Annotated in this window: 19 protein-coding genes; 9 read left to right on the top strand and 10 right to left on the bottom strand. The window is 72.3% G+C overall.

Annotated elements, in window-relative coordinates:
- Window positions 1–86 precede the first annotated feature (86 nt).
- The 6 genes from ACZ60T_RS04280 to ACZ60T_RS04255 all read left to right on the top strand — a co-directional run bounded on the left by ACZ60T_RS04280 (window position 87) and on the right by ACZ60T_RS04255 (window position 5,447).
- A complete protein-coding gene (locus ACZ60T_RS04280; protein WP_469664278.1) occupies window positions 87–1,238 on the top strand; it encodes an ABC transporter substrate-binding protein in 1,152 nt (383 codons plus the stop codon).
- Complete coding sequence (locus ACZ60T_RS04275) at window positions 1,219–2,307, top strand: FecCD family ABC transporter permease (RefSeq protein WP_365630972.1); 1,089 nt, start codon at window positions 1,219–1,221, stop codon at window positions 2,305–2,307. Before ACZ60T_RS04280 ends, ACZ60T_RS04275 begins: the two co-directional genes overlap by 20 nt.
- The gene (locus ACZ60T_RS04270; RefSeq protein WP_469664276.1) at window positions 2,304–3,161 is read left to right on the top strand and encodes an ABC transporter ATP-binding protein; all 858 of its coding nucleotides are present in this window, start codon (window positions 2,304–2,306) and stop codon (window positions 3,159–3,161) included. The genes ACZ60T_RS04275 and ACZ60T_RS04270 overlap by 4 nt, the downstream gene beginning before the upstream one ends.
- Entirely contained in the window at window positions 3,158–3,790 is a 633-nt protein-coding gene (locus tag ACZ60T_RS04265; RefSeq protein ID WP_469664274.1) for a hypothetical protein, read from the top strand. The genes ACZ60T_RS04270 and ACZ60T_RS04265 overlap by 4 nt, the downstream gene beginning before the upstream one ends.
- Entirely contained in the window at window positions 3,790–4,437 is a 648-nt protein-coding gene (locus tag ACZ60T_RS04260) for a hypothetical protein (RefSeq protein WP_469664272.1), read from the top strand. The genes ACZ60T_RS04265 and ACZ60T_RS04260 overlap by 1 nt, the downstream gene beginning before the upstream one ends.
- A gap of 239 nt (window positions 4,438–4,676) precedes the next feature.
- A complete protein-coding gene (locus tag ACZ60T_RS04255; RefSeq protein WP_469664270.1) occupies window positions 4,677–5,447 on the top strand; it encodes a GNAT family N-acetyltransferase in 771 nt (256 codons plus the stop codon).
- Window positions 5,448–5,465: 18 nt separating this feature from the next.
- On the opposite strand, the gene ACZ60T_RS04250 is transcribed toward ACZ60T_RS04255, so the two are convergent.
- The 7 genes from ACZ60T_RS04250 to ACZ60T_RS04220 all read right to left on the bottom strand — a co-directional run bounded on the left by ACZ60T_RS04250 (window position 5,466) and on the right by ACZ60T_RS04220 (window position 16,092).
- Entirely contained in the window at window positions 5,466–6,917 is a 1,452-nt protein-coding gene (locus tag ACZ60T_RS04250) for a pyridoxal phosphate-dependent decarboxylase family protein (RefSeq protein WP_469664759.1), read from the bottom strand.
- A gap of 196 nt (window positions 6,918–7,113) precedes the next feature.
- Window positions 7,114–10,563 carry an SAV_2336 N-terminal domain-related protein gene (locus ACZ60T_RS04245; protein WP_469664268.1) on the bottom strand — a complete coding sequence of 1,150 codons (3,450 nt, stop codon included), beginning with the start codon at window positions 10,561–10,563 and terminating at the stop codon, window positions 7,114–7,116.
- Between the two features lie 3 nt (window positions 10,564–10,566).
- Entirely contained in the window at window positions 10,567–11,517 is a 951-nt protein-coding gene (locus tag ACZ60T_RS04240; RefSeq protein ID WP_365630958.1) for an AAA family ATPase, read from the bottom strand.
- Window positions 11,514–13,688 carry a VMAP-C domain-containing protein gene (locus ACZ60T_RS04235; RefSeq protein ID WP_469664266.1) on the bottom strand — a complete coding sequence of 725 codons (2,175 nt, stop codon included), beginning with the start codon at window positions 13,686–13,688 and terminating at the stop codon, window positions 11,514–11,516. Before ACZ60T_RS04235 ends, ACZ60T_RS04240 begins: the two co-directional genes overlap by 4 nt.
- A 3-nt stretch (window positions 13,689–13,691) precedes the next feature.
- Entirely contained in the window at window positions 13,692–14,081 is a 390-nt protein-coding gene (locus tag ACZ60T_RS04230) for a CU044_2847 family protein (RefSeq protein ID WP_469664757.1), read from the bottom strand.
- A gap of 111 nt (window positions 14,082–14,192) precedes the next feature.
- Window positions 14,193–15,473, bottom strand: a complete 1,281-nt coding sequence (locus tag ACZ60T_RS04225; protein ID WP_469664264.1) for a Dyp-type peroxidase — start codon at window positions 15,471–15,473, stop codon at window positions 14,193–14,195.
- Between the two features lie 10 nt (window positions 15,474–15,483).
- On the bottom strand, window positions 15,484–16,092 hold the full coding sequence (locus ACZ60T_RS04220) for a copper chaperone PCu(A)C (RefSeq protein WP_469664262.1): 609 nt from the start codon (window positions 16,090–16,092) through the stop codon (window positions 15,484–15,486).
- A 142-nt stretch (window positions 16,093–16,234) separates the two neighbouring features.
- Here ACZ60T_RS04220 and ACZ60T_RS04215 point away from each other — a divergent pair, with 142 nt between their 5' ends.
- Entirely contained in the window at window positions 16,235–16,888 is a 654-nt protein-coding gene (locus ACZ60T_RS04215; RefSeq protein ID WP_469664260.1) for a copper resistance CopC family protein, read from the top strand.
- Window positions 16,889–16,923: 35 nt separating this feature from the next.
- On the opposite strand, the gene ACZ60T_RS04210 is transcribed toward ACZ60T_RS04215, so the two are convergent.
- The 3 genes from ACZ60T_RS04210 to ACZ60T_RS04200 are packed head-to-tail and all read right to left on the bottom strand — an operon-like array spanning window position 16,924 to window position 19,744.
- Complete coding sequence (locus ACZ60T_RS04210) at window positions 16,924–17,268, bottom strand: FeoC-like transcriptional regulator (protein WP_365630946.1); 345 nt, start codon at window positions 17,266–17,268, stop codon at window positions 16,924–16,926.
- A complete protein-coding gene (gene feoB, locus ACZ60T_RS04205; protein ID WP_469664258.1) occupies window positions 17,262–19,514 on the bottom strand; it encodes a ferrous iron transport protein B in 2,253 nt (750 codons plus the stop codon). Before feoB ends, ACZ60T_RS04210 begins: the two co-directional genes overlap by 7 nt.
- Complete coding sequence (locus ACZ60T_RS04200) at window positions 19,514–19,744, bottom strand: FeoA family protein (RefSeq protein WP_252427355.1); 231 nt, start codon at window positions 19,742–19,744, stop codon at window positions 19,514–19,516. The genes feoB and ACZ60T_RS04200 overlap by 1 nt, the downstream gene beginning before the upstream one ends.
- Before the next feature lie 270 nt (window positions 19,745–20,014).
- Between ACZ60T_RS04200 and ACZ60T_RS04195 the strand changes: the two genes are divergently transcribed.
- Together ACZ60T_RS04195 and ACZ60T_RS04190 are read left to right on the top strand one after the other, a co-directional pair.
- Window positions 20,015–21,307 (top strand): helix-turn-helix domain-containing protein, encoded by a 1,293-nt coding sequence (locus ACZ60T_RS04195; protein WP_469664256.1) that lies wholly within the window; start codon window positions 20,015–20,017, stop codon window positions 21,305–21,307.
- 105 nt (window positions 21,308–21,412) lie between these two features.
- Window positions 21,413–22,168, top strand: a complete 756-nt coding sequence (locus tag ACZ60T_RS04190) for a toll/interleukin-1 receptor domain-containing protein (RefSeq protein ID WP_469664254.1) — start codon at window positions 21,413–21,415, stop codon at window positions 22,166–22,168.
- Window positions 22,169–22,193 lie beyond the last annotated feature (25 nt).

Below are 22,193 nucleotides of genomic sequence, written 5' to 3'. Positions count from 1 at the left end.
GAACTCCCAAGAACCCCCCAAGAGGAGGAGCCCGTTCCGGGTGAGTTAGGTTAGGCATGCCTAAGTAACTCGTTCGGAGGTGGACCATGTCCGCTGATTTCCTGCTGCCCTCAGCTCCCACCCGGCGCACCGCCCTGCGCGGCATCGGTGCCGGCGCTTTCGTGCTCGCCGGAGCGGGCGCCCTCGGTGCCTGTTCCTCCCGGGAGGTCACGGACAAGTCCGGAGCCACCGCGGGGGCCGGCTTCACCATCACCGACCAACGCGGCAAGAAGGTGGCGTTCGACAGACCCGTGCGGCGGATCGCCACCGCGATCATCCCGTCGCCGTCGATGATCGCCGCCGTCGACGGCTCGTACGACCGCATCGTCGGCATCAACGAGTCCACGCTCCAGGCCAACAAGGAAGGCATCTTCGGCACGCTCTTCCCCGAGTCGAAGAAGACCGCCACCATCGCGGGCGCCGACTTCGTCCCGAACGTGGAGACCACGCTCTCGCTCAAGCCCGACGTGGTCATCCAGTGGGGCGACATGGGTAACGAGGTCATCGCCCCGTTGGAGAACGCGGGCTTCAAGGTGATCGGCCTCACCTACGGCACCCAGGAGCAGATGGAGACCTGGCTCGACGTCTTCGGGACGCTCGTCGGCAAGAAGAAGCGCGCCGCAGGGCTCGTCACCTGGATGCACGACGAGGACAAGGCGATCCGCTCCCTGGTCGCACCGCACACCAAGAAGCGCACCGAGGTGCTCTACCTGCGCACCGCCGCCGACGGCTGGACCACCGTCAACAAGTCCCACTACATGAACCACTGGACCGACATCGCCGGTGGCGTCAACGTCGCCCGCGACGAGGCCACCGGCACCCCGCAGGTCTCCGTCGAGCAACTGCTCACCTGGGACCCGGAAGTCGTCTTCCTCTCCGGCTTCGACACCACCACCCCCGCCGACCTCTACGCCGACAAGAAGCTGGCGGGCCTGCGCGCCGTCCGCGCCCGCCGCGTCTACAAGATCCCGCTGGGCGGCTACCGTTGGGACCCGCCGTGCTGCGAGTCCCCGCTGATGTGGCGCTGGGTCGCCCAGATCCTCCACCCGCAGCTCGCCACCCGGCTCGGCCTGCGCGACCGGATCGAGAAGACCTTCGACCACCTCTACGGCTACTCGATCTCGCGCGGCCAGATCGACAGCGTGCTGCACCTCGACATGAACAGCGAGAGCGCCGGCTATGACGGCTTCCGCGCCTGACCTCACGGCGGCGCCCGGCCCGCGGACACCCCAGGCGGAACAGCGGGAAGCCGGTGCCCGTCGCCGACGCCTCGGTGTCCCGCTGCTCGCCGCCCTCACCCTGCTGATCGCCCTCACCGCGCTCGCGGTCGGCCGTTACGTCGTCCCCCTCAACGAGGTCGTGCGGCTGATCGCCGGGCAGTTCCTCCCCGTCGACCGGACCTGGACCGGCACCGAGGAGACGGTCGTCCTCGATGTACGGCTGCCCCGGGTGCTGCTGTCGCTGCTGGTCGGCGGAGGCCTCGCGCTGGCGGGCGCCGCCCTGCAAGGTGTCTTCCGCAATCCGCTGGTCAGCCCGGATGTCATCGGGGTGGCCTCCGGCGCGTCCTTCGGCGGGGTGCTCGCCATGCTGCTGGGCATCGGCTCGTTCGGCGTGGTCACCGGCGCCTTCGGGTTCGGTCTCCTCGCCCTCGCCGTCGTCATGCTGATCGGACGCCTGGGCGGGGGCAGCCCGATCCTGATGATCGTGCTGGGCGGCACCGTCACCGCCGCCTTCTTCAGCGCGCTCGTCTCCTTCGGCAAGTACGTGGCCGACCCCGAGTCCCAACTGCCCTCCATCGTCTTCTGGTTGCTCGGCTCCCTGTCCACCGCCACCTACGCCAAGGCCGTCACCGCCGCCGTCCCGGTGCTGCTCGGCACCATCGTGGTCCTCGCCCTGCGCTGGCGGCTGAACGTCCTCTCGCTGGGCGACGAGGACGCCACCGCGCTCGGTGTGTCACCGCGGCTGACCCGCGGGGTGCTCCTGTGCGCCGTCGCCCTGATGACGGCCGGAGCGGTCGCCGTCGCCGGACTCGTCGGCTGGGTCGGCCTCGTCGTGCCCCACCTGGCCCGCCTGGTCACCGGCAGTGACCACCGGGTGCTGCTGCCCGCGGCGTTCCTCATCGGCGGCGCCTACCTCACCGTCATCGACACCCTCTCCCGGACGCTGACCGCCTCCGAGATGCCGCTCGGCATCCTCACCGCGATCATCGGCGCCCCGTTCTTCATCGTCCTGCTCGCCAGGTCGCGCGACCGGATGTGGTCCCAGTGAGCAGAACCGACCCGCCCCGCGCCGAGGCCCCGGCGGACCGCACACAGGCTGCCGCCTCCGCCGAACCGGTCATCGAGGCCCGCGCGTTGGGCCACCGCTACACCAAGGACCGGTGGGTCTTCCGAGGCGTCGACGTCACCGCCCACCGCGGCCGGGTGTTGGGCGTCCTCGGCCCCAACGGCCGTGGCAAGTCGACCCTGTTGCGCGTCCTCGCCGGACTCACCCGGCCCACCGAGGGCGGTGTCACCGCGCGCGTCCCGGTCGCGTACGTACCGCAGTCCCACGCCTCGCCGTTCGCCTACTCCGTCACGGACATGGTGCTGATGGGCCGCTCCCGGCACGTCAAGGCGTACGCCACCCCCGGCCGCCGCGACCGTGCCCTCACCGCCGAGGCGCTGGAGCGCGTCGGCATGGCCCATATGGCCGACCGCTCGTACGCCGAACTGTCCGGTGGCGAACAGCAGATGACACTGATCGCGCGAGCGCTCGCCGCCGAGTGCCAGGTGATGATCCTCGACGAACCGGTCTCCGCGCTGGACCTGCGCAACCAGGCCCGGGTACTGACTCTCCTCCAGGAACTCACCGCCTCCGGTCTCGGCATCGTCCTGACCACACACCACCCGGACCACGCCCTGCACCTCGCCGACGACGCGGTCCTGGTGCTCGGCCCCGACGACGTCCGTACCGGTCCGGCCGCCGAACTCCTCGACGCCGCCGCCCTGTCCGAGCTGTACGGCATCCCCGTCACCACGGCCCGGGTCGAGGGTCCCCGCGGCCCCCGGGCCACCGTCGTCCCCGACCTCGGCCCCACCCGTACCGACCTGTCCCCCTCTCTCCAGGAGGCCTCCGCATGAGTACCGTCCGCCTCGTCACCATGGGCCGGCCCATGGGCGTACCCGAGTGGCAGACCGCCGAACCGCTCGATGTGTACGACCTGTCCGAAGAGTTGCTGCTGAGCGGAGAGATCAAGGGGCTGTCGATCTCGAACAACATCGACCAGATCTTCCTTGAGCGCCGGGCGCCCCTGCTGGAGAGGTTCGTGCGCGAGGGCGGCCGGGTCCTGGTCAACGGGCATGTCGTGCGCCCGTACCTGCCCGGTCTCTCCCCGTGGCGCGCGCTCGACCACCACGGCCCGGACGATCTGCGCATCAGCCCGGTCACCCCGCACCCCGTCTTCGAAGGCGTCGACCACCTCGAACTCCTCTACCGTACGGGCGTTCCCGGCACCCCGACCGGTGCGGACCTCGCGCGCCTCGGCGTGGCCGGGTTCTACGGCCGCGGCTACCACGCGCGCGTACCCGAGGACGGCACCGTCCTCAACGGCATCGGCCCGCACGCCCTGCCGATCGACATCCTCTACCCGCTCGGCGAGGGCTTCGTCATGGCCCACGCCGGCAACGACCTGTTCATGTTCAGCGACCCCGACCGGTCCACCCGGACGCTCGGACCCCGTCTGCACGCCTGGCTGGAGGGCACCCTCTGATGTACCGACTCGGATTCCTGCACGGCGGCTCCTTCAGCCAGTTGACCACCCTCGCCGATCCGGCGGTCCAGGTCTGGCGGCCCCGTGACATCTACCTTCCGGACGCCACCGAGGGCGACTTCGACGGCCTCGACACCCTCATCGTCTCCGACCGGCTGCACCCCGGGCTGCTGACCAATGTCGTGCCCTGGATACGCGCGGTCGCCGAGCGCGGCGGCACGGTCGTCGTCCTCGGTGAGAACGGCACCCTGGACTGGCTCCCCGGACTGCGCGGATTCCGGCCCGCCGAGACCAACTTCTGGTGGTGGCGCACCCCCGGCGGCGACAACGGCGTCCGCCGCTCCGGCGACGGCCACGAGGCCTGGGACCACCTCACCGAGCGCGCCGTCCGCTGGCACTACCACGGACTCCTCGAACCCCCGGTCGGCGCAACGGCGTTGGCGTACACGGACCTGGAGCGGGACGGCGATCCCGCCACCCAGCAGGTCCTCCTCTACGAGGACCGCGTCTCCACCCCCGGCCGCCTGATCGTGACCACGATGGACCCGGTCTACCACCACGGCTCCCGCTTCATGCCGGGCGCCACACAACTCCTGCTCGGCCTGCTCCGCTGGACCGGCACCACGTCCCCGGCACACCTCAACTGAGGAGCAGGGCAGGGGAGTTGGAGGAGGCTCTCGCAAGTGACGGTAATCAGCGGACAATTCGCTTGATCGCCGCTGTGGGGAGTGGAAGGCTGACGCGCGGTCTGTGATCGCGCAGACGGACTCACGGTGAGGAACGACAGCCCCTGATCCCGGCACCCCACAGCGGCTGCCGCCGACACGCCTGCCCAAGCACACCGAGCCCTCCTGGGCTCAACTGTCCTCCTCATGAGGTGCCCACCATGGACATACAGGTCCAGAACTTCGCCGTCGCCCACCGTCGCCGCCGTCCCGCGGTCGTCGAGGTCGGCGGCTTCGTCGCGGGCTTCACCCCCGACACCGACAGCCCCTACTTCAACTACGCGACCCCACTGCCCGGTTCGGAGCCGTCCGACCGGGACGTGGCAGCCCTGGTCGAGGTCTTCCGGGAGCGCGGCCTGCTGCCCCGGCTGGAGTTCGCGCCGAACGCGGCGCCGCGCGTGGAGCCCGCGCTACGAGCGGCGGGCTTCGCCACCGAAGCGGTGCACGAGTATCTCGTCTGCACACCCGCGACCTTGACGCCCCCTCAGTTCTCCGACGGCGCACCGCCCGTGGACACCCCCACCACGGACGAGGAGTACGCCGCCCTGGACGCCGCGCTCGCCGAGGCGTTCGGCGAACCCATCGCGTCCTCCGCGGCGGGGGTCGCCCGGCTGCGGCGCGTCCAGGAGGGCGGCGGGGCCGTGCGCTTCGTCCGCGCGCCCGACGGCGGTTGTGCCGGTGGGGCGTCCTGTTCCGCCGTGGCCGAGGACACCGCCGAGCTGTCCGGTGTCGGGACCCGTCCGGCCTACCGCGGCCGGGGTATCGCCGCCGCGGTCACCGCCGCGTTGACCGACGCCATGTTCGCCCAAGGGGCGGGCTCGGTATGGCTGGAGTACTCCGGCGACGGATCCCGCCGCGTCTACGAGCGGATCGGCTACCGGCCGCAGGGCAAGCGCCTCTACCTCTCCCTGCCTCCGGAGCGGCGGCCCTGACCGTACGGCGGGGGCGCGTCAGATACGGAAGAGCGAGCCGACGAACTCCGTCAGCAGCCGCTCCTTGAGTCTGGCGGGCAGCGCGTCCAGCAGGGCCAGTACCGGCGCCATCCGCGACGGCAGGCCCTGCGCGTCCCCGCCGAGTCCGGCGAAGGCCAGGATCCCCGCCACGTCCTCCGGTGTGAGGGCGTCGGGGTCGAGCCCGGCGGCCAGGTCGATCACCGCCGGGTCCACGGTCACCGGGTCGCTCGCCCGCGCGACCGCCACCGACGCGGCCAGGTCCGTGAGCAGCGGTCCGACCCGGTCGCTGGTCGCCGGGGTCAGCGTCAGATGCAGGTTCGGCGGCAGGCCGTCGTAGGAGAGCTGCGGCTGGAGGTACCAGCCGCGCTCCCGCATCTCGTCCGCCACCTGGAGCACCCGCCCCGTATCGGGTGTGCCGTCGGGGCCGTACACCGTGAACGCGACCAGGCTGCCCGCCGGTTCGCCGAGTACGCCGACGCCGCCCAGGGCGCGCAGGCCGGGCAGCAGTCGGTCGGCGGCCAGCGCCACACGGCGGGCCAGCGCGGTGTACCCGTCGTCGCCGAGGTGGTGCAGCACCGCCCACGCCTGGGCCAGCAGCCCACCGGACTTGGTGCCCTGCGCGGTGGGGTTGACCACCGGATAGCCGGGCCAGCCGGCATGCGCGAAGTACTGATGGCGGCGCAACCCGTCGTCCCGGTACAGGACGACCGAGGCGCCCTTGTCGGCATACCCGTACTTGTGCAGGTCCACCGAGAGCGAAGTGACACCCGGCACAGACAGGCCGAACGGCTCAACGGGACGGCCCAGTTGAGCAAGGAACGGCAGGTACCAGCCGCCGATGCACGCGTCCACATGACACAGCACACCCCGCCGCGCGGCAGCCGCCGCGATCTCGGCCACCGGATCCAGCACCCCGTGCGCGTACGACGGAGCGGACGCGACCACCAGGACGGTCCGGTCGCTGATCGCGTCGGCGACGGCCGCCGCGTCGGCCCGGAACGTCACCGGGTCGACCGGGACCACCGCCGTCTCGACCCCCAGGTAGTGGGCCGCCTTGTGGAAGGCCGCGTGGGCCGTCGACGGCAGGACCATCCGCGGCGCGGTCACCCCGCGCACGGCACGGGCGTGGTCGCGGGCCGTCTTCACGGCCAGCAGGATCGACTCGGTGCCGCCACTGGTGAACGTGCCCTGCGCGCCGGGCGCCCCGAGAACCGCGGACACGGCGCCCACCACGTCGTTCTCCAGGCGGGCCACGCTCGGGAAGACCGTCGGGTCAAGGCCGTTGACCGTGGCGAACACCCCGTACGCGGCGGCGGCCAGCTCGTCCACCTCGGGCCGCCCGGCGTCGTAGACGTAGGCGAACGTCCGGCCGCCCCGGGTCGGCGCGTCCCCGGCGCGCAGGCCGCGCAGTTCGGCCAGCAGCTCCTCGGCCGACCGGCCCGTGGGCAGGCCGGGCGCGGGACGCTCGGTGGCCTCGGCAGCACGCTCACGGGGCACGGTCAGTTCCTCTCGGTCGCTTCGGGCGAGGTATCGGGGCCGAGGCGCGCGGACGCGCGTCGCCCATAGCCGACGCGTACCGTGCGGGGCGGCCCAGGTCCGCCCTCCGTCTCGCCCGCGCTCGTGGTGTCGGCCCTGCCGAGGGCGCTCATGCCTCTTCCTCGGTCGGCGACGGATCGTCCGGGTCCGTCATCACCAGCGCCGCCAGGTCGAGGAAGGCGTTGGCCGTACGGGTCTTGAGCCGGGAGAGGTGGAACGCGTGCCCGGACGCCAGATGGGGGTCGAAGGGGACGACGACCAGGTCCCGGTGGCGTTCCAGAAGCCCGGAGCGGGCGAGCACGGACGCGGGCTCGTTGCTCACGGTCCGGCTCACGGTGACCACCGCGCTGTCGGCCAGCCCGCCCCACCCGCGGTCCCGCAGCCCGTCCAGGAGCCCGGCGACGGGGTCGTCCTCGTGCGGGAGCGAGGTGCACACGACCAACTGATCGGTGTGCTGGAGCACGGTGTCCGCCATGTCGTCGAAGCGCTCCGCCGCCCAGTCGATCAGCACGATGGGGTAGTATCGGGCCGCCAGGGACAGGATGTGCCGGTACTCGTCGGCGTACGCCGCACTCGACGTGGCCCGCAGCGCCCGGTGGGCCAGCACATGCAGACCCGAGGGCAGGATGCTCGTGCTGCGCCACACCTCCTCGTACGGAGCGTCCGGCGCCAGCCGGGTCAGCGTGCGCGGGGTCGAGGAGGCGTTCGGCGGCAGATGGCTGTGCAGATCTCCGGTGTACGGCGCCCCGTCCAGCGCCAGCGCCGCCTGCTGACGCAGCGCCACGAAGAGCGAACCGAGGACGACCGTCGTGGTGAGCCGCCCGGAGTGAGGGCGCGCCCCGACGAGCGTGATCCGGCGGCTGTGCCGCAGTCGGCGGTGCGCCAGCGCCAGCCTGTGGTCGCGTGCTGTCCGGTCGAAGTAGCCGAAGGAGGGCGGTCGGGGCGGCTCGCTGTCCCGCCTCGGTACCCGTACCTCCCCTCTGGTGCGGCCGGTGACCGGTTCGCTCGGCGGCGCTGCCGTAAGGTCCGCCGGGCCCGGTGTCAGCGCGGGCGGCGCCACGCGCGTGCGAGACACGTCGGGTGCGTCGGCGTCCGGTGCGGGCCGCGCCCTGCCCTCCAGCGCTGCCGCGAGCGCCACGTACTGGGCGAGCTTGTCGGCCACCTCACCGGCCGCCGGACGTACCGCCGGATCGGAGTCCAGGCAGCGCAGGACGAGTTCGCGAAGCTGCTGCCAGGTGTCGCCCGACCACAGGTGCATGCCCTCGGGCAGGCCGTGCGGCGGCACCCGGGGAAGGCTGCTGACCAGCCGGAGGAGTTCACCGAGGGCCCTGATGTTGTCTTCCTTGGTGGGCGGGGCCCCGGCGCCGTGGTACTCGCCGTCGACGGCGCAGTCCGACAGCCCGGTCAGCAGCACCGTCCGCCGCAGCACCACGACCGAGTCCGCCGCCAGATCGGCGGGGACCAGTTCGTTGAGATGGCAGATGCTCAGCGCGGTGGCCAGGTGGAAGCCGAGCTGGAGGCTGGTGAGCAGGTCGAAGGCGCTCGTCCGGTCGGGACCGACGTAGCTCAGCAGATCGCTCAGGCGGGGCGGCTGGGCGGTGGTGGCGTCGATTGAAGGGAAGAGCCGTACCGCGATCCAGGCGGGGCGGCCGTCCAGGTCGGCGTTGAGCAGTTCGGGGGCGTACCGGCCGCCCATCCGCCGTAGGGCCTCCGCCTCGGTGGCCAGCAACTGAGCTGCAGACAGCGGGAGTTCGGGCCGTACAGTGCGCACCGCCACCTCTCCGAGGCGCGGTGCGTGGCCGAGATAGACGATCGTACGGCGGCCCGGCCGGCGCCCGCGCAGCGTGTACGGGCCGAGCAGGACCGGGTCCTGGGCGGTGAGTTCGTGCCAGACCGGCGGCCGGACCACCCGCTGCGGTGGCTCGGGGACGGTGGCCGGGGTCGGCGGGCGGATCCCGAACCGGTGCATCAGCCGTTGCTCCACGGCGGTGAAGGCGGACGATCCGCTCGGCAGCCGGTCCGTACCGTCCGGGTGGGCGAGCCAGGCCGGGAAGTCCGGGGACCGGCCCGCCAGTTGCTCCAGACGGCGACCGATCCGGCGGCTCGTGCGCACCAGTTCGCCGCTGGGGACAGCGTCGAGCAGGGCCGTCTTGGACTCCTCGGTGAAGTCGAAGACGCGATGCTTGGCGGGCAGCGGTCCGGGGACCGGCGCCGGGCGGGGACGCACCAGGCCGCCGAGGAAGACCTCGGCCAGATGAGCGGTGCCCGCCTGCCAGGGCACCGCGGACTGCACCAGCCGCATCACCGGCACGGTCAGCGGGGAGACCGCGGCGAGATGAGCGGCGAGCCGATAGGCCTCGGGGGAGGCCGCGTCCCGGAAGTGCTGGAGGCTGCCCACCTGGCGGGAGGCGAGCGGGGCGTGCTGCCGGGGCCGGGTCAGCAGGGGGAGCCGCACGGTGGTGCCCGGTGAGGTCAGCAACTCACTCCAGGCGCGCAGGGAACCGGCGGTCGGCTCCAGCACCGGGACGGGCAGACCGGTGAACTCGATGGGGAGGACGGGGTCGCTGATCCGCCAGGCCGTGCCCGCGCCGCCGGGCCTGCGGGTGGTGGCCTGCCAGCGGTCGGCCTGGATGCCGGAGCCGTCCCACAGCGCGGGCGGCAGCGTGTGCAGGATCGCCACCGGGCCGTTCTCCGCCCAGGTCAGCAGGGCGTCGTGGACCGCGCCGCTGCGCCAGCCGGAGCCCATGCCGTCGCTCACGACGAAGACCAGGGTCTGCCCGGAGGGGTCGACCAGCGCGGAGGGCGACAGCACGGAGCTGTGCGGGTCGAACGGATGGCCGCGCAGCGTCGGGCCGCCGGGGGTGCGGGTGTCGAGGCCGCGGACCTGGATGGAGCGGAAGGCACCGATGCGCTGGAGGGTCGTGAGCAACTCGGCGGTGAGCCGGTGCCACAGCAGCATGGACAGGCCGTCGTCGACCACCAGGACGAGGTTCAGCCAGCGCTCCTGACGCGGCCGGAGCACGACATCGGGCAGCCGGGTCTCGGCGAGCTGGGCGGCCGTGGCCGCCTCGTCCACCTCGTGCAGCCGAGGGTGGGGCCGTTTGCGCTTCAGCGCTCGCAGCGCCCGCCCGATGGCCAACTCCTCGCGCAGGGCCTTCTCTTCCGGGACCAGCAGGGGCAGCGCCGACGGGCCCGGGTCCGGGGCCGACGGGGGCGGTGTGGTCGGCAGGTCGGGCAGGCGCGGGAGTCGCGGTGCGGCGTGCAGCTCCGGCCGTGTCAGCGGGGGCAGTTCGGGGCCGGACCGCGGGGTGTCCGGTTCCTCGTCCTCGTCCGGGCGCTCGTCCGGTCGCGGTGGCTCCGGGGGCGCGGGCGGGGCCGAAGGCGCCGTGCGGCGCGACAGCCGTGGCAGGGGCAGGTCCTGGCCGTCCCGCGGCAGGCGCCCGGCCAGCCACAGCATGTCCAGCACCTCCTGCGGATCAGGGTCGTAGCCGACACCCTTCAGTACCCGCAGGAGCGCGCCGAGCCGGTCGCCCTCGCGCTCTCCCCACGGTGCGGGCACGGCTCAGACCGTTCCCGTGAGCTGGTGCAGGACGGCGTCCAGCAGCCCGTCGGCGTCCAGGTCCACGCCACCCGTGCGCAGGAACACCGCGTTGAGGAGTTGGTCGGTGGCGAGTTCACCAGGGGCGCGGCGGCGCAGGAACGCCTGGAGCAGGTCGTCCACGTCCGGCAGGATCTCCGGTCCGAGATGCGCGGCGACGATGGACCGCAGCCGCTCCTCGTCGGGCATCGGCAGATCGAGCCGGATACAGCGGCGCAGGAAGGCGGGCGGGAAGTCGCGTTCGCCGTTGCTGGTGATGATGACGACAGGGAACTCGGCGCACTCCACGCGGCCCTGACGCACCGTCACAAGACCGCGGTGGTCGGCCGTCAGCACGTCCACCTCGGCCGACTCCTCGGGCAGCCGGGCGAGTTCGGGAATCTCGAAGACGCCCTCCTCGAACACCGTCAGCAGATCGTTGGGCAGGTCCACGTCCCCCTTGTCCATCTCGTCCACGAGCAGGGCGCGCGGGGTGCGGTGCGGGGCGAGCGCGGTGCCGAGCGGGCCGAGCCGGATGAACGTGCCGATGGAGGGTTCCGCCTCGCCCCGGTCCCGGCTCAGCGTGGTCTCCCGCAACCGCCCGATCGCGTCGTACTGGTAGAGCGCCTCGTGCACGCTGGAGCGGCTGTTGACCGGCCAGCGCAGCAGTTCGCCGAGGCTCAGCTCATGCGCCACCGCGCGGGCCAGTGAGGACTTGCCCGTGCCCGCCGGGCCGGTCACGAGCAGCGGGCGGCGCAGATGCAGGGCCGCGTTGACGATGTCCGCGTGCTCTGGCGCGACCAGATAGGGCAGTGGTCCGGCCGTACGCCCGCCGGGGCTGAAGCGCCGCCAGGGCGGGGCGGGCGGCATGGTGACCGGGCGGGCCACCCCGTCCCCGCGAAAGATCCGCCAACTGCCGTGTGCCGACGTGGTCATCCGTTCTCCTGGGGTTCTGCCAGTTGCAGCCGGGGCAACGAGCGGTCCGCGTCCGACCAGGCGAGGACGGGGCGGCCCGCGTACTGATGGGGACTGCCCAGCCGCATCGCCCGGTACGCGCGCGTGCCCTCCGGCAGTGTGCGCACCGGCACCGGTGACAGCCGGGCCAGGGCAGGGGAGCGGTCGACCCGCTCGCGGTCCCACATCACCACGGGCACCCCCATCAGCAGGCAGGTCTGCACGATCTCGTCACGTGAACGCGGGGGAACGTCCACGGCGACCCGGACGGCGTCCTTCTCGGCCAACAGGGCGCCATAGACCTCACTGCGGCCCTGCGAGGGGTCGTCGAACGTCAACAGCGCGTCCGAGTCGAGAAGTCTCCAGCGGTGGCGCCAGTCGGGATGGAAACGTTCGTGACGGCGCAGGAGTTCCGGGCAGGTGACGACGACGGGGAACTCGGCGCCGAGCACCCCCGGCAGTTCGTCGGGCCCGAACTGATGGCCTTCGGGGTCGGCCATGCCCCACTCGTCCACGGCCAGGTTCAACTCGTCCCGTCCGACCAGGAGTTCCAGCACCGGCCGGTCCCGGTCCGGCGCTGCCCGGTACAGCGACTCCAGCACCCCGAGCAGCTCGCGGGCCACCTCCGCACCCGAGCGGGTGGCCTCGGTGTCCGTCGTCGTCCGGCGGAGGCCACCGCCCTCGTCGCACCACACCCGTAACCGATAGCGGTCCGCACCGGCCCGCTCCACCCGGGCCGTCACCCAGGTCGCGGCCGTCCGCCCGCGCGCCGCGCGCGCCCACTCCTCGGCGTCCGTGCGGCGTTCCAGGAGCGAGGTGTGGGGGATGCCCAGCCGGTCCACGACGGACATCGTCCACAGCCGCAGGGACGCCTGCTGCGCGGACGGCACGAGCGCGGCCAGGTACTCCACCACGCGCAGCAGCCCCGGCACCCGCAGACCGTCGGCGTCGGTACGGCTGTCGCCGGTGAGGCACTCCAGGTGGTCCAGGAGCCTCTTGGCGTCCTCGCCCGTGGGCAGCGCGGCGGCCAACGGCAGTGCGGCACGCGCCACTTCGGGCAGCCGGTTCCGCAACGGCGCGGGCAGGGCGTCCAGATGGCGCGTCAGCTTGTGGTGCTCCCGGGGGGACAGCAGCCGGGGCACCTGTGACATCCGGCCGGCCGCCAGCAGCGGGGGCACCGCCGAGGGTTCCCGTCGGTGGAGCACCTCCGTCAGCGCGGCCAGCGCCCGCGGCTCCGTCAGCAGCAGCGCCGTGAACTCCTCGGTGGTGGGCGCGGACAGACTGTCGTGGACTTCGTATCCGCAGTGTTCCGCGACGGCGCGCGCGTGCTCGATGCGCAGCCCCGAGGCCGGCATGTACCGGTCCAGCAGGTCTTCGAGCATCTCGTACGCCGGATCGTCCGGGTCGGGTTCCGGAGTCTCGAACAGCGTGCCCGCGCCGACCGTCCTCAGCTCGGCCTCGATGCGTTGCCAGGGGATGCTCCAGCTACGCCGTGCGACGTGCTGGGAGCTGTGGGGCAGCGGTCGGCCGGTGACCGGGTCGTGGGGCGGCATGACATGTCCGGCGATGATGCCCACCACCGCGTTGTCCGCGAGCGACCACAGCGGGCAGCCGCTGTACGAGGGGCCGATGGCCATGCCGGTGGCGTCGCCGTCGACGTAACCGACCGCCTCGTCACAGGACTTGACCCGCACGTCCGCGAAGGTGTGGCTCCTGCCGCTGCTGTGCCAGGCGCGCAGCGACTGGCCGATCGCCATCGGCAGCCACTGGGGCGGCGGCATCTGGTGCCGCGGTCCGGACTCCAGCCGCAGGACCGCCAGGTCGCCCAGCCACTCGTGGTCCTTGGCCCCGGGAACGCCCGGTGCGCCGTCCCGGCGGCGCGCGGGCACCCAGTGGGTCACCCGGGCGTCGATCCTGGAGGTGCGGGCCCGGCCGTGCACGGCGACCGGCACGGCGTCGTCGCCCGGGTGCCGCGGATCGAACGGTCGTCGGCCCAGCGCGTCGTTGACGACGTGGGCACAGGTCAGCAGGTGGTCCGCGGTCAGCAGGACGCCCGCGCCCACGCTCTGGGAGCGGACGGGCTCCAGCACGGAGACCACGCAGTGACGCGGGTCCGCCGCGGCCGAGGGGCCCGCCTTCATGAACCAGCCCATCCGTCAGTCCTCGGCGGGCGCGGGCCGCCAGGTGGCCGAGACGGTCAGATGAGCCTGCCCGTTCCCCGCGACGAAGCCCAGCTTGAGATCCTGCCCGATCTGCACGCCGAAGGTGACGTTGATCTCCTGGGGCGGCTTGTCCGTACTCACCACGGCGTCGTGGATCTCCTGGACGATCGGCCCCAACGGCCGCAGCGCGGTACGTACGGTCTCGACGGCGCGGTCGGCGACGCGCCGCCCGCCCCGGGACACCGGAACCGTGGCCCCCATGCCTTCCGGGAGGTCCTCGGCCGGTTCCGCGAGGTCGACCTCGCCGTCCTGCGGAATGAGCTGGAACCGGACGGGCGTCCCGTCCGCCAACTGGAGTTCACTGAAGTCCGACACCCTTGCCATTGTGCCGATGACGGCACCGCCGAGAACCCGGAAGAGGATATTCCGGATCACGTGCAACTCTTCCGTGACCCGGAATCTCGGCAGGCGGCTGCTCCTCGGCCGCGCGGCGGGCTACCCCAGCAGGCTCTCGCCGACCCAGCCGCCCGGTGCGCAGCCGGGCGGGATCGCGAAGACCGCGGAACCGATCGGGGTGGTCCACTGGTTGAGGAGATCGGAGGACGCGAGCCGACGCTGGATCGGCAGGAACTGTTCGCCGATGTCCCGCTGGAAGGCAGCGAACAGCAGCCCGGTGTCGGGCCGTCCGTCGGCGGCCGGGGCGTCGTCGTAGTTGTAGGGCCTACGGAAGATCCGCAGCCGGTCGTCCTCCACATGCGCCCGGCGGATGTGGGCGAACTCGGAGATCACCGGGAAGCCGAGCTTGTCCTTGGCGTCGAAGTCCGGCGCGTCGGCCTCCACCGTGCCGGTGAGCGGGGCGCCGCTGCCGAGCCGTCTGCCGACCGTGAACTCCTTGGCCTTGGTGTCGGCGGCGTCCCAGGTCTCCAACTCCATACGGATGCGCCGCAGAACGAGGGTCGTGCCGCCGCCGCGCAGCCAGGCGGGGCCGCTGTCCGTCCACACGGACCTGGTGAAGACGTCGCCACCGGGCGGCGGGTTGGCGGTGCCGTCGAGCTGGCCCATGAGGTTGTGCTGGGTGACGCCGTCGCTCTGGACGCCGCGACCGCGGCGGAAGCCGCGCTGGGACCAGCGCAGCCGGGCGAACGTGCGCGCGTCCTTGGTGAGCATCCGCTGGGCGTGCGCGACGGTGAGCGGGTCGTCGGCGCAGATCTGGATCAGCAGATCGCCGCCGCTCCAGCGGTCCTGGAGCCGGTCGATGGGGAAGTGGGGCAGGGGCGTGAGCGACGCGGGCCGCTGGTCGTCGAGTCCGGCGGCCTTGAAGAGACCGGGGCCGAACCCGAAGGTGACGGTCAACCGGGCCGGGAGCGCCGCGAGTTCCGCCTCGGTGTCGGCGAGCGCCGCCTGGCCCCGGGTGAGCCGTACGGCGTCGTCGGTGAGCAGGCGCATCATCCGGCCGAGGGCCGCGCGGTCCACCGTCTTGGCCAACTCGAAGCCGAGGAACACACCGTGGGCCTGGGCCGGGGTGGCGATGCCCGCCTGATGCCGTCCGTGGAAGGGGACCTTCTGCGCGCCGTACGCGGCCTCCTTCGGTCGTGCTGCGCCAGGGGCGGGGGCCGGGTCGCCGCTGTCGCCGGTCGCGGCGACGCCGATGCCGGCTCCGGCCAGGGCCCCGCCGACGGTGAGCGCGCCGCCGGTCAGCACTCGGCGGCGGCTGACCCCGGCGGTGCCCTCGGCCGCGGTGGCGGCCGGGGCGGGGTCGATGGGGGTGTCGTCCATGGCCGGGAGGTCAGCCCTTCTTCATGTCGGAGTCCATGCCGGACTTCATGTCGGAGCTGTAGTTCTCCTTGCCGCCCGCGAACGCCTTGGCGACGGAGGTGAAGCGCACGGTCTTGCCGTCCTTGAGCGTCAGGGTCACGGTGACCTCGTCACCCGGCTTCACCGCCTTGTCCAGCCCCATCAGCATCAAGTGGTCGGCGCCGGGCTGGAGTTGGTGGTGGCCCTGGGCGGGGATGACGAAGCCGCCCTTCTTGGGCCGCATGACGGGCTTGCCCTCGACGTCGGCGACTTCGTGCAGCTCCGTCTTCTTCGAGACGGTCGAAGTCGCGGACACCACGGTGACCTTGGCGTCGGTGGTGTTGACCAGCGTGCCGAAGACGGCCGTCATCCCGGAGTCGGCGGCCTTCGCCCACGGGTCCTCCACGGTCACCGGGGCCGCGGCCTTGGCGGGGGTGCTCGCCGTGGAGGAGGGGGACGAGGACGCCGACGAGGACGAGTCGTCGCTCGAGCCGCAGGCCGTGAGGGCGGTGAGGGATATCGCCCCGGCGGTCACGGCGGCGGCGAGGAGGCGCAGGCGGGCGTAGCGACCCTGAGCGGAGTGGGTGGCGGAGGTACGCATGGCGTGATCGGCCTTCTTCGGTTCGGTTGCGGCATCGGTCCCGCAGTCACAGCAGTAGTCGGGGCGGATCGCGCGAAAGTTCCCGGGCGTTCACGACGGATTCGCGGGAACTTTCGGGCGCCCCGAGCCGACGTACTGGTATGTGAAGCGACGAGCCCTCTCCCGTCCGGTCTCCGTACCGGCCCTCACGGCACTCCTGCTGGCCCTGCTGTGGGTCTTCCTGCCCGCACCGTCGGCATGGGCGCACGCGCAACTGCTCGACTCCGGCCCGGCCGCCGACACCGAGGCGGCGAAGACACCCACCGCGGTCACGCTGACGTTCGACAGCCCGATCAGCCAGGAGTACACGACGGTCGTGGTCGCCGGCCTCGACGGGACGTCCTACAGCGACGGCGCGGCGACGGTGACGGGCACCGAGGTACGGCAGAAGGTCGGCCCGCTGCCCAGGGGCAGGATCCAGGTCACCTGGCGCACCGTCGCGGCCGACGGGGCACCGATGCAGGGCCGCTACACCTTCACCAACGCCGACAAGGCGGCTCCCGCCCAGCCCACGCCCGCGTCGCCACCGGCCACGGGGGCTTCTGAGACCACGGGGGCTTCTGGGGCTTCTGAGGCTTCCCCCAACTCCGCGCCTCCGGTGACCTCCACTGACACGGACACGGACACGGACACGGACACGGGCACGGCGGGCACAGGCACGGACGACGCGCCGGACTGGCCCTGGTGGGCGGCGGCGGGCGCCCTGGTGGTCGCCACGATCACCCTCCTGGTCATCGGACTCCGCCGGCCCGCGTGATCAGACGCGAGGCCGTACGGTCCGTATGCCCATGATCAGGAGCGAGGCCGTACGGTGATCGCCACCAGCACGGGGCCCGAGGGGCCGTCGGTCCCGCAGCCGGGTGCCCCGTCGCCGGTGGCGGACGGGCAGCCGCCGCAGCCGCCGGAGGCGCAGCCCCGGCCGAGGTCGGTGGTGGCGAGGGCGCCGCGCTGGACCCAGTACTCGACCATCGCCTCGGCCTCCTCCCGGCTGACCCCCACCCGCTGGGCCACCTCAGCCAGACTCACCCCGCCACCACGGGCGGCGCGGATCTCGGCGAGTACGGCGCGCAGCGCGCCACCGCCGACCGGGGACGGCGCGGGGGCCGGTGCGGGGCGCCGCCACGGCAGACTCACCACAGCAGCGCTCCGATCTGGTACACCGCCACCGCCAGCAGCCAGGCGACGGCCAGTTGGATGCCGGTGCCCAGCAAGGTGAGCCGCATGCCGATCTCCGCCCGCTGCGCGGCGAGTGTCGCCATACAGGGCGTGTAGGCGAGCAGGAAGACCATGAAGGCGAGCACGGCGGGCACCGTGTGGCCGTGCGAGGTGCGGTCGAACGTGGACCGCAGAGCGGTGCCGAGCGAGCCCGCGTGGTGGTTGTCGCCCGGCTGCTGCACCTCGTACGTCTGCGCCATCGTGGAGACCACGGCCTCCTTGGCGACGAACCCGGTGATCAGGCTGGCCGAGGAGTGCCAGTCGCCGAACCCGGCCGGTTCGAACGCCGGGGCGACGGTCCGCGCGGTGCCGCCGAAGACGCTGTGCTCGAGCGGGACCTTGCCGAAACCGCCCTGGCCGCCGCCGAGCGGGATCGCCGAGAGCAGCCACACGGCGGCGACGGTGGCGACGATGACCCCACCCGCCGTACGCAGGAAGGCGCTCAGCTTCTGCCAGGACTGCATGCCCACCACCCGCGCGGTCGGCCTGCGGTACGGCGGCAGCTCCAGCACCAGCGGCTCGTCCGCGAGGTCACGGAACAGGACCCGGCGCAGCAGCCGGCCGATCCCGATGACCAGCAGGATGGACAGCACGTACATGGCGAAGACCGCGGTGCCCGCCCGGCTGCCGAAGAAGACGCTGGCGAGCAGGACATAGACCGTCAGCCGGGCACTACAGGTGACGTAGGGGATGAGCATGCCGACCAGCAGCCGGTGACCGCGATGGGCGAGGATGCGGGTGCCGGCCAGCGCGGGCACATTGCAGCCGAAGCCGACGATGAGCGGCAGGAAGGCGCGGCCCGGCAGGCCGATGAGACGCATCACCCGGTCGACGACGAAGGCGGCGCGGGCCATGTAGCCGGAGTCCTCCAGCAGGGCCAGCAGCACGAACATGATCGCCATCAGCGGTATGAAGGTGAGCAACTGGCCGACGCCGCCGACCAGTCCGTTCAGTACCAGTCCCGAGAGCCAGCCGGGTGCGTGCACCGCCTCCAGCGCGGCGGTCGCGGCGCGGTTCACCGGGCCGTCGAGCAGCGCCTGCAAGCCGTCCTGGAGAGGGACCGCCAGCGTGGTGGTGGCAGTGAAGACGCCCCACATGACGGCGAGGAAGACCGGGATGCCCAGCCAGCGGGAGGTCAGCACCCGGTCGACCCGGTCCGTCAGGGTGGGCCGGTCGGCGGCACGACGGTCGACGGCGACGGCGAGCACCCGGTGCGCCCAGGCGTAGCGGGCCTCAGCGACGAGCGTCTCGGGGTCGTCCTCCGGCAGTTCTACGAAGTCGGTGTCCGGGACCGTACCGTCCGGGGTCGTGCTCTTCGAGGCAGCGCTCTCCGGGTCGGCGGGAAGCAGGCGTCGCCCGGCCTCGCGGGCCTGCTCGCGCAGCTCCTCGGGGACGGTGGGGACGGGCTCGCCGCACAGCAGCGCGAGCGCCAGCCACCGCGGGGCGTAGCGCTCCCCGAGCCCCACCGCCACCAGGGAGGTGAGCGCCGCGGTCTCCTCCTCCAGGGCGCTGCCGAGATCGGCCGGGCGGGGCGGACGAGGGTCCGCGAGCATGGCGCACACCGCGTCGGCCAGGTCGTCCAGGCCCTGCCCCTGGTGCGGCAGGACCGCGACGACGGGAGTGCCCAAGGCGTCGGCCAGTGACTCGGCGGAGACCTTCAGGCCGCGGGCGCGGGCCACGTCGACCATGGTGAGGGCGACCACCACCGGGACGCCCGTGTCCAGGACCTGGCTGAGGAAGTAGAGGTTGCGGGCGAGGTTGGCCGCGTCGACGGTCACCACGACCACTTCGGGACGGCCGTCGAGGCCGTGGTCCACGAGCAGGTCGCGGGTGAGTTCCTCGTCCGGGGAGCGGGGTACGAGGCTGTAGGTGCCCGGGAGGTCGATCAGGGTCAGCCCGTCGGTGTACGCGGTGCTGTCCGGGCGCCAGGTGCCGCGTGCGACGTGAACGGTCTTGCCCGGCCAGTTGCCCACGTGCTGGCGGGCGCCGGTGAGCGCGTTGAACAGGGTCGACTTGCCGACGTTGGGGTTGCCCACGAGGGCCACCCGGGGCACCTCGCCGCGGACGGCGACGTCTCCGGCGTCCTCCACCGGGTCGCAGCAGGGCTTCTCCAGCATCGTGGCGCGGGTGGCGCGGCGCAGTCCGGCGGCCCGGTCCTGGAGCGCCATCAGCGGGCCACGTCCGGCTCGACCAGCAGCGCGCCCGCGGTGGCGCCGTCGAGGGCGACCCGTGCGTCACCCAGGCCCACCAGCAGCCCGCCGGTGGCTCCGCGGGCGATCACGTGCAGCAGCGCACCCGGTACGAAGCCGAGTTCCAGCAGCCGCAGCCGTTCTCCGGCGCGTACGCGGAGACGACGCAGGGTGAGCCGGTCTCCCGGGGCGCAGTCGCGCAGGCGCATGGACATCCTCCCTAGCGTCCGTTCGGACGAACCAAGGCTAGGCGTACCTAACTCGGCAGCGGAAGGCGGGGTGCGCTCAGACGCCTCCACCGGTTCCGGCCACCGGAGCCCGAACGCCTCGCACCGCGCCGCGTCGGCCTCATACCGCGTCGCGTCCACGGGAAAGGAAACGGGAAACAGCACCGTTCGCCTTGTCCGTCCCGTCGGGGTTGCCGCACGCTTTCGTGCGGCAACCCCGTTTACCTGGACGGACGGTCATGGAGGTTCTTCGTGCCGCAGCCGTCCACCCGCTTCGGTGAGGAGTTGAGGAAACGGCGTCTGGAGGCCGGTCTCAGCCTCACCGCGCTCTCCGCCGCCGTGCACTACAGCAAGGCACAGCTCAGCAAGGTCGAACGAGGCCTCAAGGCGCCCAGCCGTGACCTCGCCCGACTGTGCGACGCGGCTCTACGAGCCGACGGAGCGCTGATCGCCCTGGTCGCCGCGCCCGCTGCCGGGACGCCGGAGGCGGTGGCACCCAGTGGCTTCGATGAGGAGGAGTGGATGATGCGACTGTCTCAGGACGGTTCGAGCTGGTTCCAGCCCATGGGCCGACGACAGGTCGTCGGTGCGGGTGCCGCCTCGCTGATGAGCTGGAGTGTGAGTGGCCAGGGGGCCGTCTCCCCGGCCGCCGGGGGCAGCATGCTCGAAGCGTCCCGCTCGCTGTTCACGCACTACCGACGGCTCGGCCAGAGCGTGGAGCCCGGGTTCCTGCTGCCGGGCCTGATCGCGCAGACGCACACGTTACGGGAACTGTCCATGCACGCCGACCCCCGTATGCGCGGCAAGCTGCTGGCCCTCGGCTCCCGCTACGCCGAGTACATCGGATGGCTGGTGCAGGAGACCGGAGACGAACGAGCGGCACTGTGGTGGACACAACGCGCGGTCGATCTCGCCGGAGCGGCCGGTGACCAGGCGCTCTCCGGATATGCGCTGGTCCGCCGCGCGTTGGTCACGCTGTACCAGGAGGACGCGGAGCAGACGGTCGCGCTGGCCCGGCGCGCGCAGCAGGACACGCTCCCGCCGCGCATCCGCGGACTGGCCGCGCAGCGTGAGGCGCAGGGGCACGCGCTCGCCGGCCAGTACGACGCCTGTTTCCGTGCTCTGGACCGGGCCCGGACCCTGCTGGCCCGCCAGGAGAACGACGCCGACACCCCGGTGATCGGCAGCATGCACCTGCCCGACTCGGTCGGCATGGTCACCGGCTGGTGCCTGTTCGACCTCGGCCGACCGCAGCAGGCGGCCGAGGAACTGACCCGGCAACTCGCCCAGGTCTCCCCCGAGGCGGTGAGAACCCAGTCGCGGTACGGCGTACGGCGAGCGCTGGCTCTCGCGTCCGCGGGCGAGATCGACGAGGCCTGTGCGCTGACGGCGACGCTGCTCGACGGAGTGGCAGCGGTCCGCTCCGCGACCGTCACGATCGATCTCCGGCGACTCGCCCGCGTCCTGGGCCGCCACGCCGATCACGCTGCGGTGCGTCAACTGGCGGCTCGCCTCGGCACGTTGACGCGCTTCCCCACCACCTGAACGAGCGCTTGCCCATCACCTGAACAAGCGCCTGCCCATCACCTGAACGAACGCTTGCCCAGCACCTGAACGCACGCTTCCACCATCTGGACGAGGAGCATCACCATGACCGACGTCTTCATCAACTACCGTACGGGCGACGGCGACAAGACCGCGGCCCTGATCGACCACGAGTTGTCGCGCCGCTTCGGACGCGATCGCATCTTCCGTGCGTCGAAGTCCATCGCCCCCGGAAACCCTTACCCCGCCGACCTGTTGAAGGGGCTGCGGAGCAGTTCCGTGGTCCTGGCGGTCATCGGGCCGGACTGGACGAACTTCCAGAACCGGCTGTGCGACCCGGAGGACTGGGTACGCAAGGAGATCCTGGAGGCGTTCACGTGTGAGATCCCGGTCGTCCCCGTACTGGACGGCCGGAAGACGGACCGCCTCAGCCGAGACCGACTGCCGGCGGAACTCGCGTACTTGGCCGACCTCCAGTCCATCCCGTTCGACGGGCACGACACCGAGACGGGACTGAAGCGCCTCGGCGACCTGGTGGCCGAGCTGGCCAAACTGCACGACCTGGACCGGGACGCCGCCACGACGCTCGTGCCCGGCTCGGTGACGAACTCGACCGGAGACATCAACGGAACAGCCGTACAGAGCCGGGACTTCACCGGAGACGTCGGCGGGACCGTCATCAAGGGATCCAACGGACCCGTGCACACGGGAAACGGGAACATCTACCAGAACTCGCGTCACGTCTCGGGTCAGCGGAACTTCTCGGGCGCCGGTATGACGTACTACGAGGGCGACCATCACGGAGACGTCCGGAACCAGTTCGGCGCGCCCGACCGACGCGAGGGCGGCGACAACGGGTGAACGGGTCGCCCTACACGCGAGTCGG

This window comes from Streptomyces sp. NPDC104371 (genome assembly GCF_055583785.1).
This window is presented reverse-complemented; position numbering and strand designations above follow the sequence as displayed.

Bases quoted from the DNA above. Each gene is read 5' to 3' on its own strand.
- ACZ60T_RS04280 (WP_469664278.1), top strand. From the start codon at position 87: ATGTCCGCTGATTTCCTGCTGCCCTCAGCTCCCACCCGGCGCACCGCC.
- ACZ60T_RS04275 (WP_365630972.1), top strand. From the start codon at position 1,219: ATGACGGCTTCCGCGCCTGACCTCACGGCGGCGCCCGGCCCGCGGACA.
- ACZ60T_RS04265 (WP_469664274.1), top strand. From the start codon at position 3,158: ATGAGTACCGTCCGCCTCGTCACCATGGGCCGGCCCATGGGCGTACCC.
- ACZ60T_RS04260 (WP_469664272.1), top strand. From the start codon at position 3,790: ATGTACCGACTCGGATTCCTGCACGGCGGCTCCTTCAGCCAGTTGACC.
- ACZ60T_RS04255 (WP_469664270.1), top strand. From the start codon at position 4,677: ATGGACATACAGGTCCAGAACTTCGCCGTCGCCCACCGTCGCCGCCGT.
- ACZ60T_RS04240 (WP_365630958.1), bottom strand. From the start codon at position 11,517: ATGACCACGTCGGCACACGGCAGTTGGCGGATCTTTCGCGGGGACGGG.
- ACZ60T_RS04235 (WP_469664266.1), bottom strand. From the start codon at position 13,688: ATGGGCTGGTTCATGAAGGCGGGCCCCTCGGCCGCGGCGGACCCGCGT.
- ACZ60T_RS04230 (WP_469664757.1), bottom strand. From the start codon at position 14,081: ATGGCAAGGGTGTCGGACTTCAGTGAACTCCAGTTGGCGGACGGGACG.
- ACZ60T_RS04225 (WP_469664264.1), bottom strand. From the start codon at position 15,473: ATGGACGACACCCCCATCGACCCCGCCCCGGCCGCCACCGCGGCCGAG.
- ACZ60T_RS04220 (WP_469664262.1), bottom strand. From the start codon at position 16,092: ATGCGTACCTCCGCCACCCACTCCGCTCAGGGTCGCTACGCCCGCCTG.
- feoB (WP_469664258.1), bottom strand. From the start codon at position 19,514: ATGGCGCTCCAGGACCGGGCCGCCGGACTGCGCCGCGCCACCCGCGCC.
- ACZ60T_RS04200 (WP_252427355.1), bottom strand. From the start codon at position 19,744: ATGCGCCTGCGCGACTGCGCCCCGGGAGACCGGCTCACCCTGCGTCGT.
- ACZ60T_RS04190 (WP_469664254.1), top strand. From the start codon at position 21,413: ATGACCGACGTCTTCATCAACTACCGTACGGGCGACGGCGACAAGACC.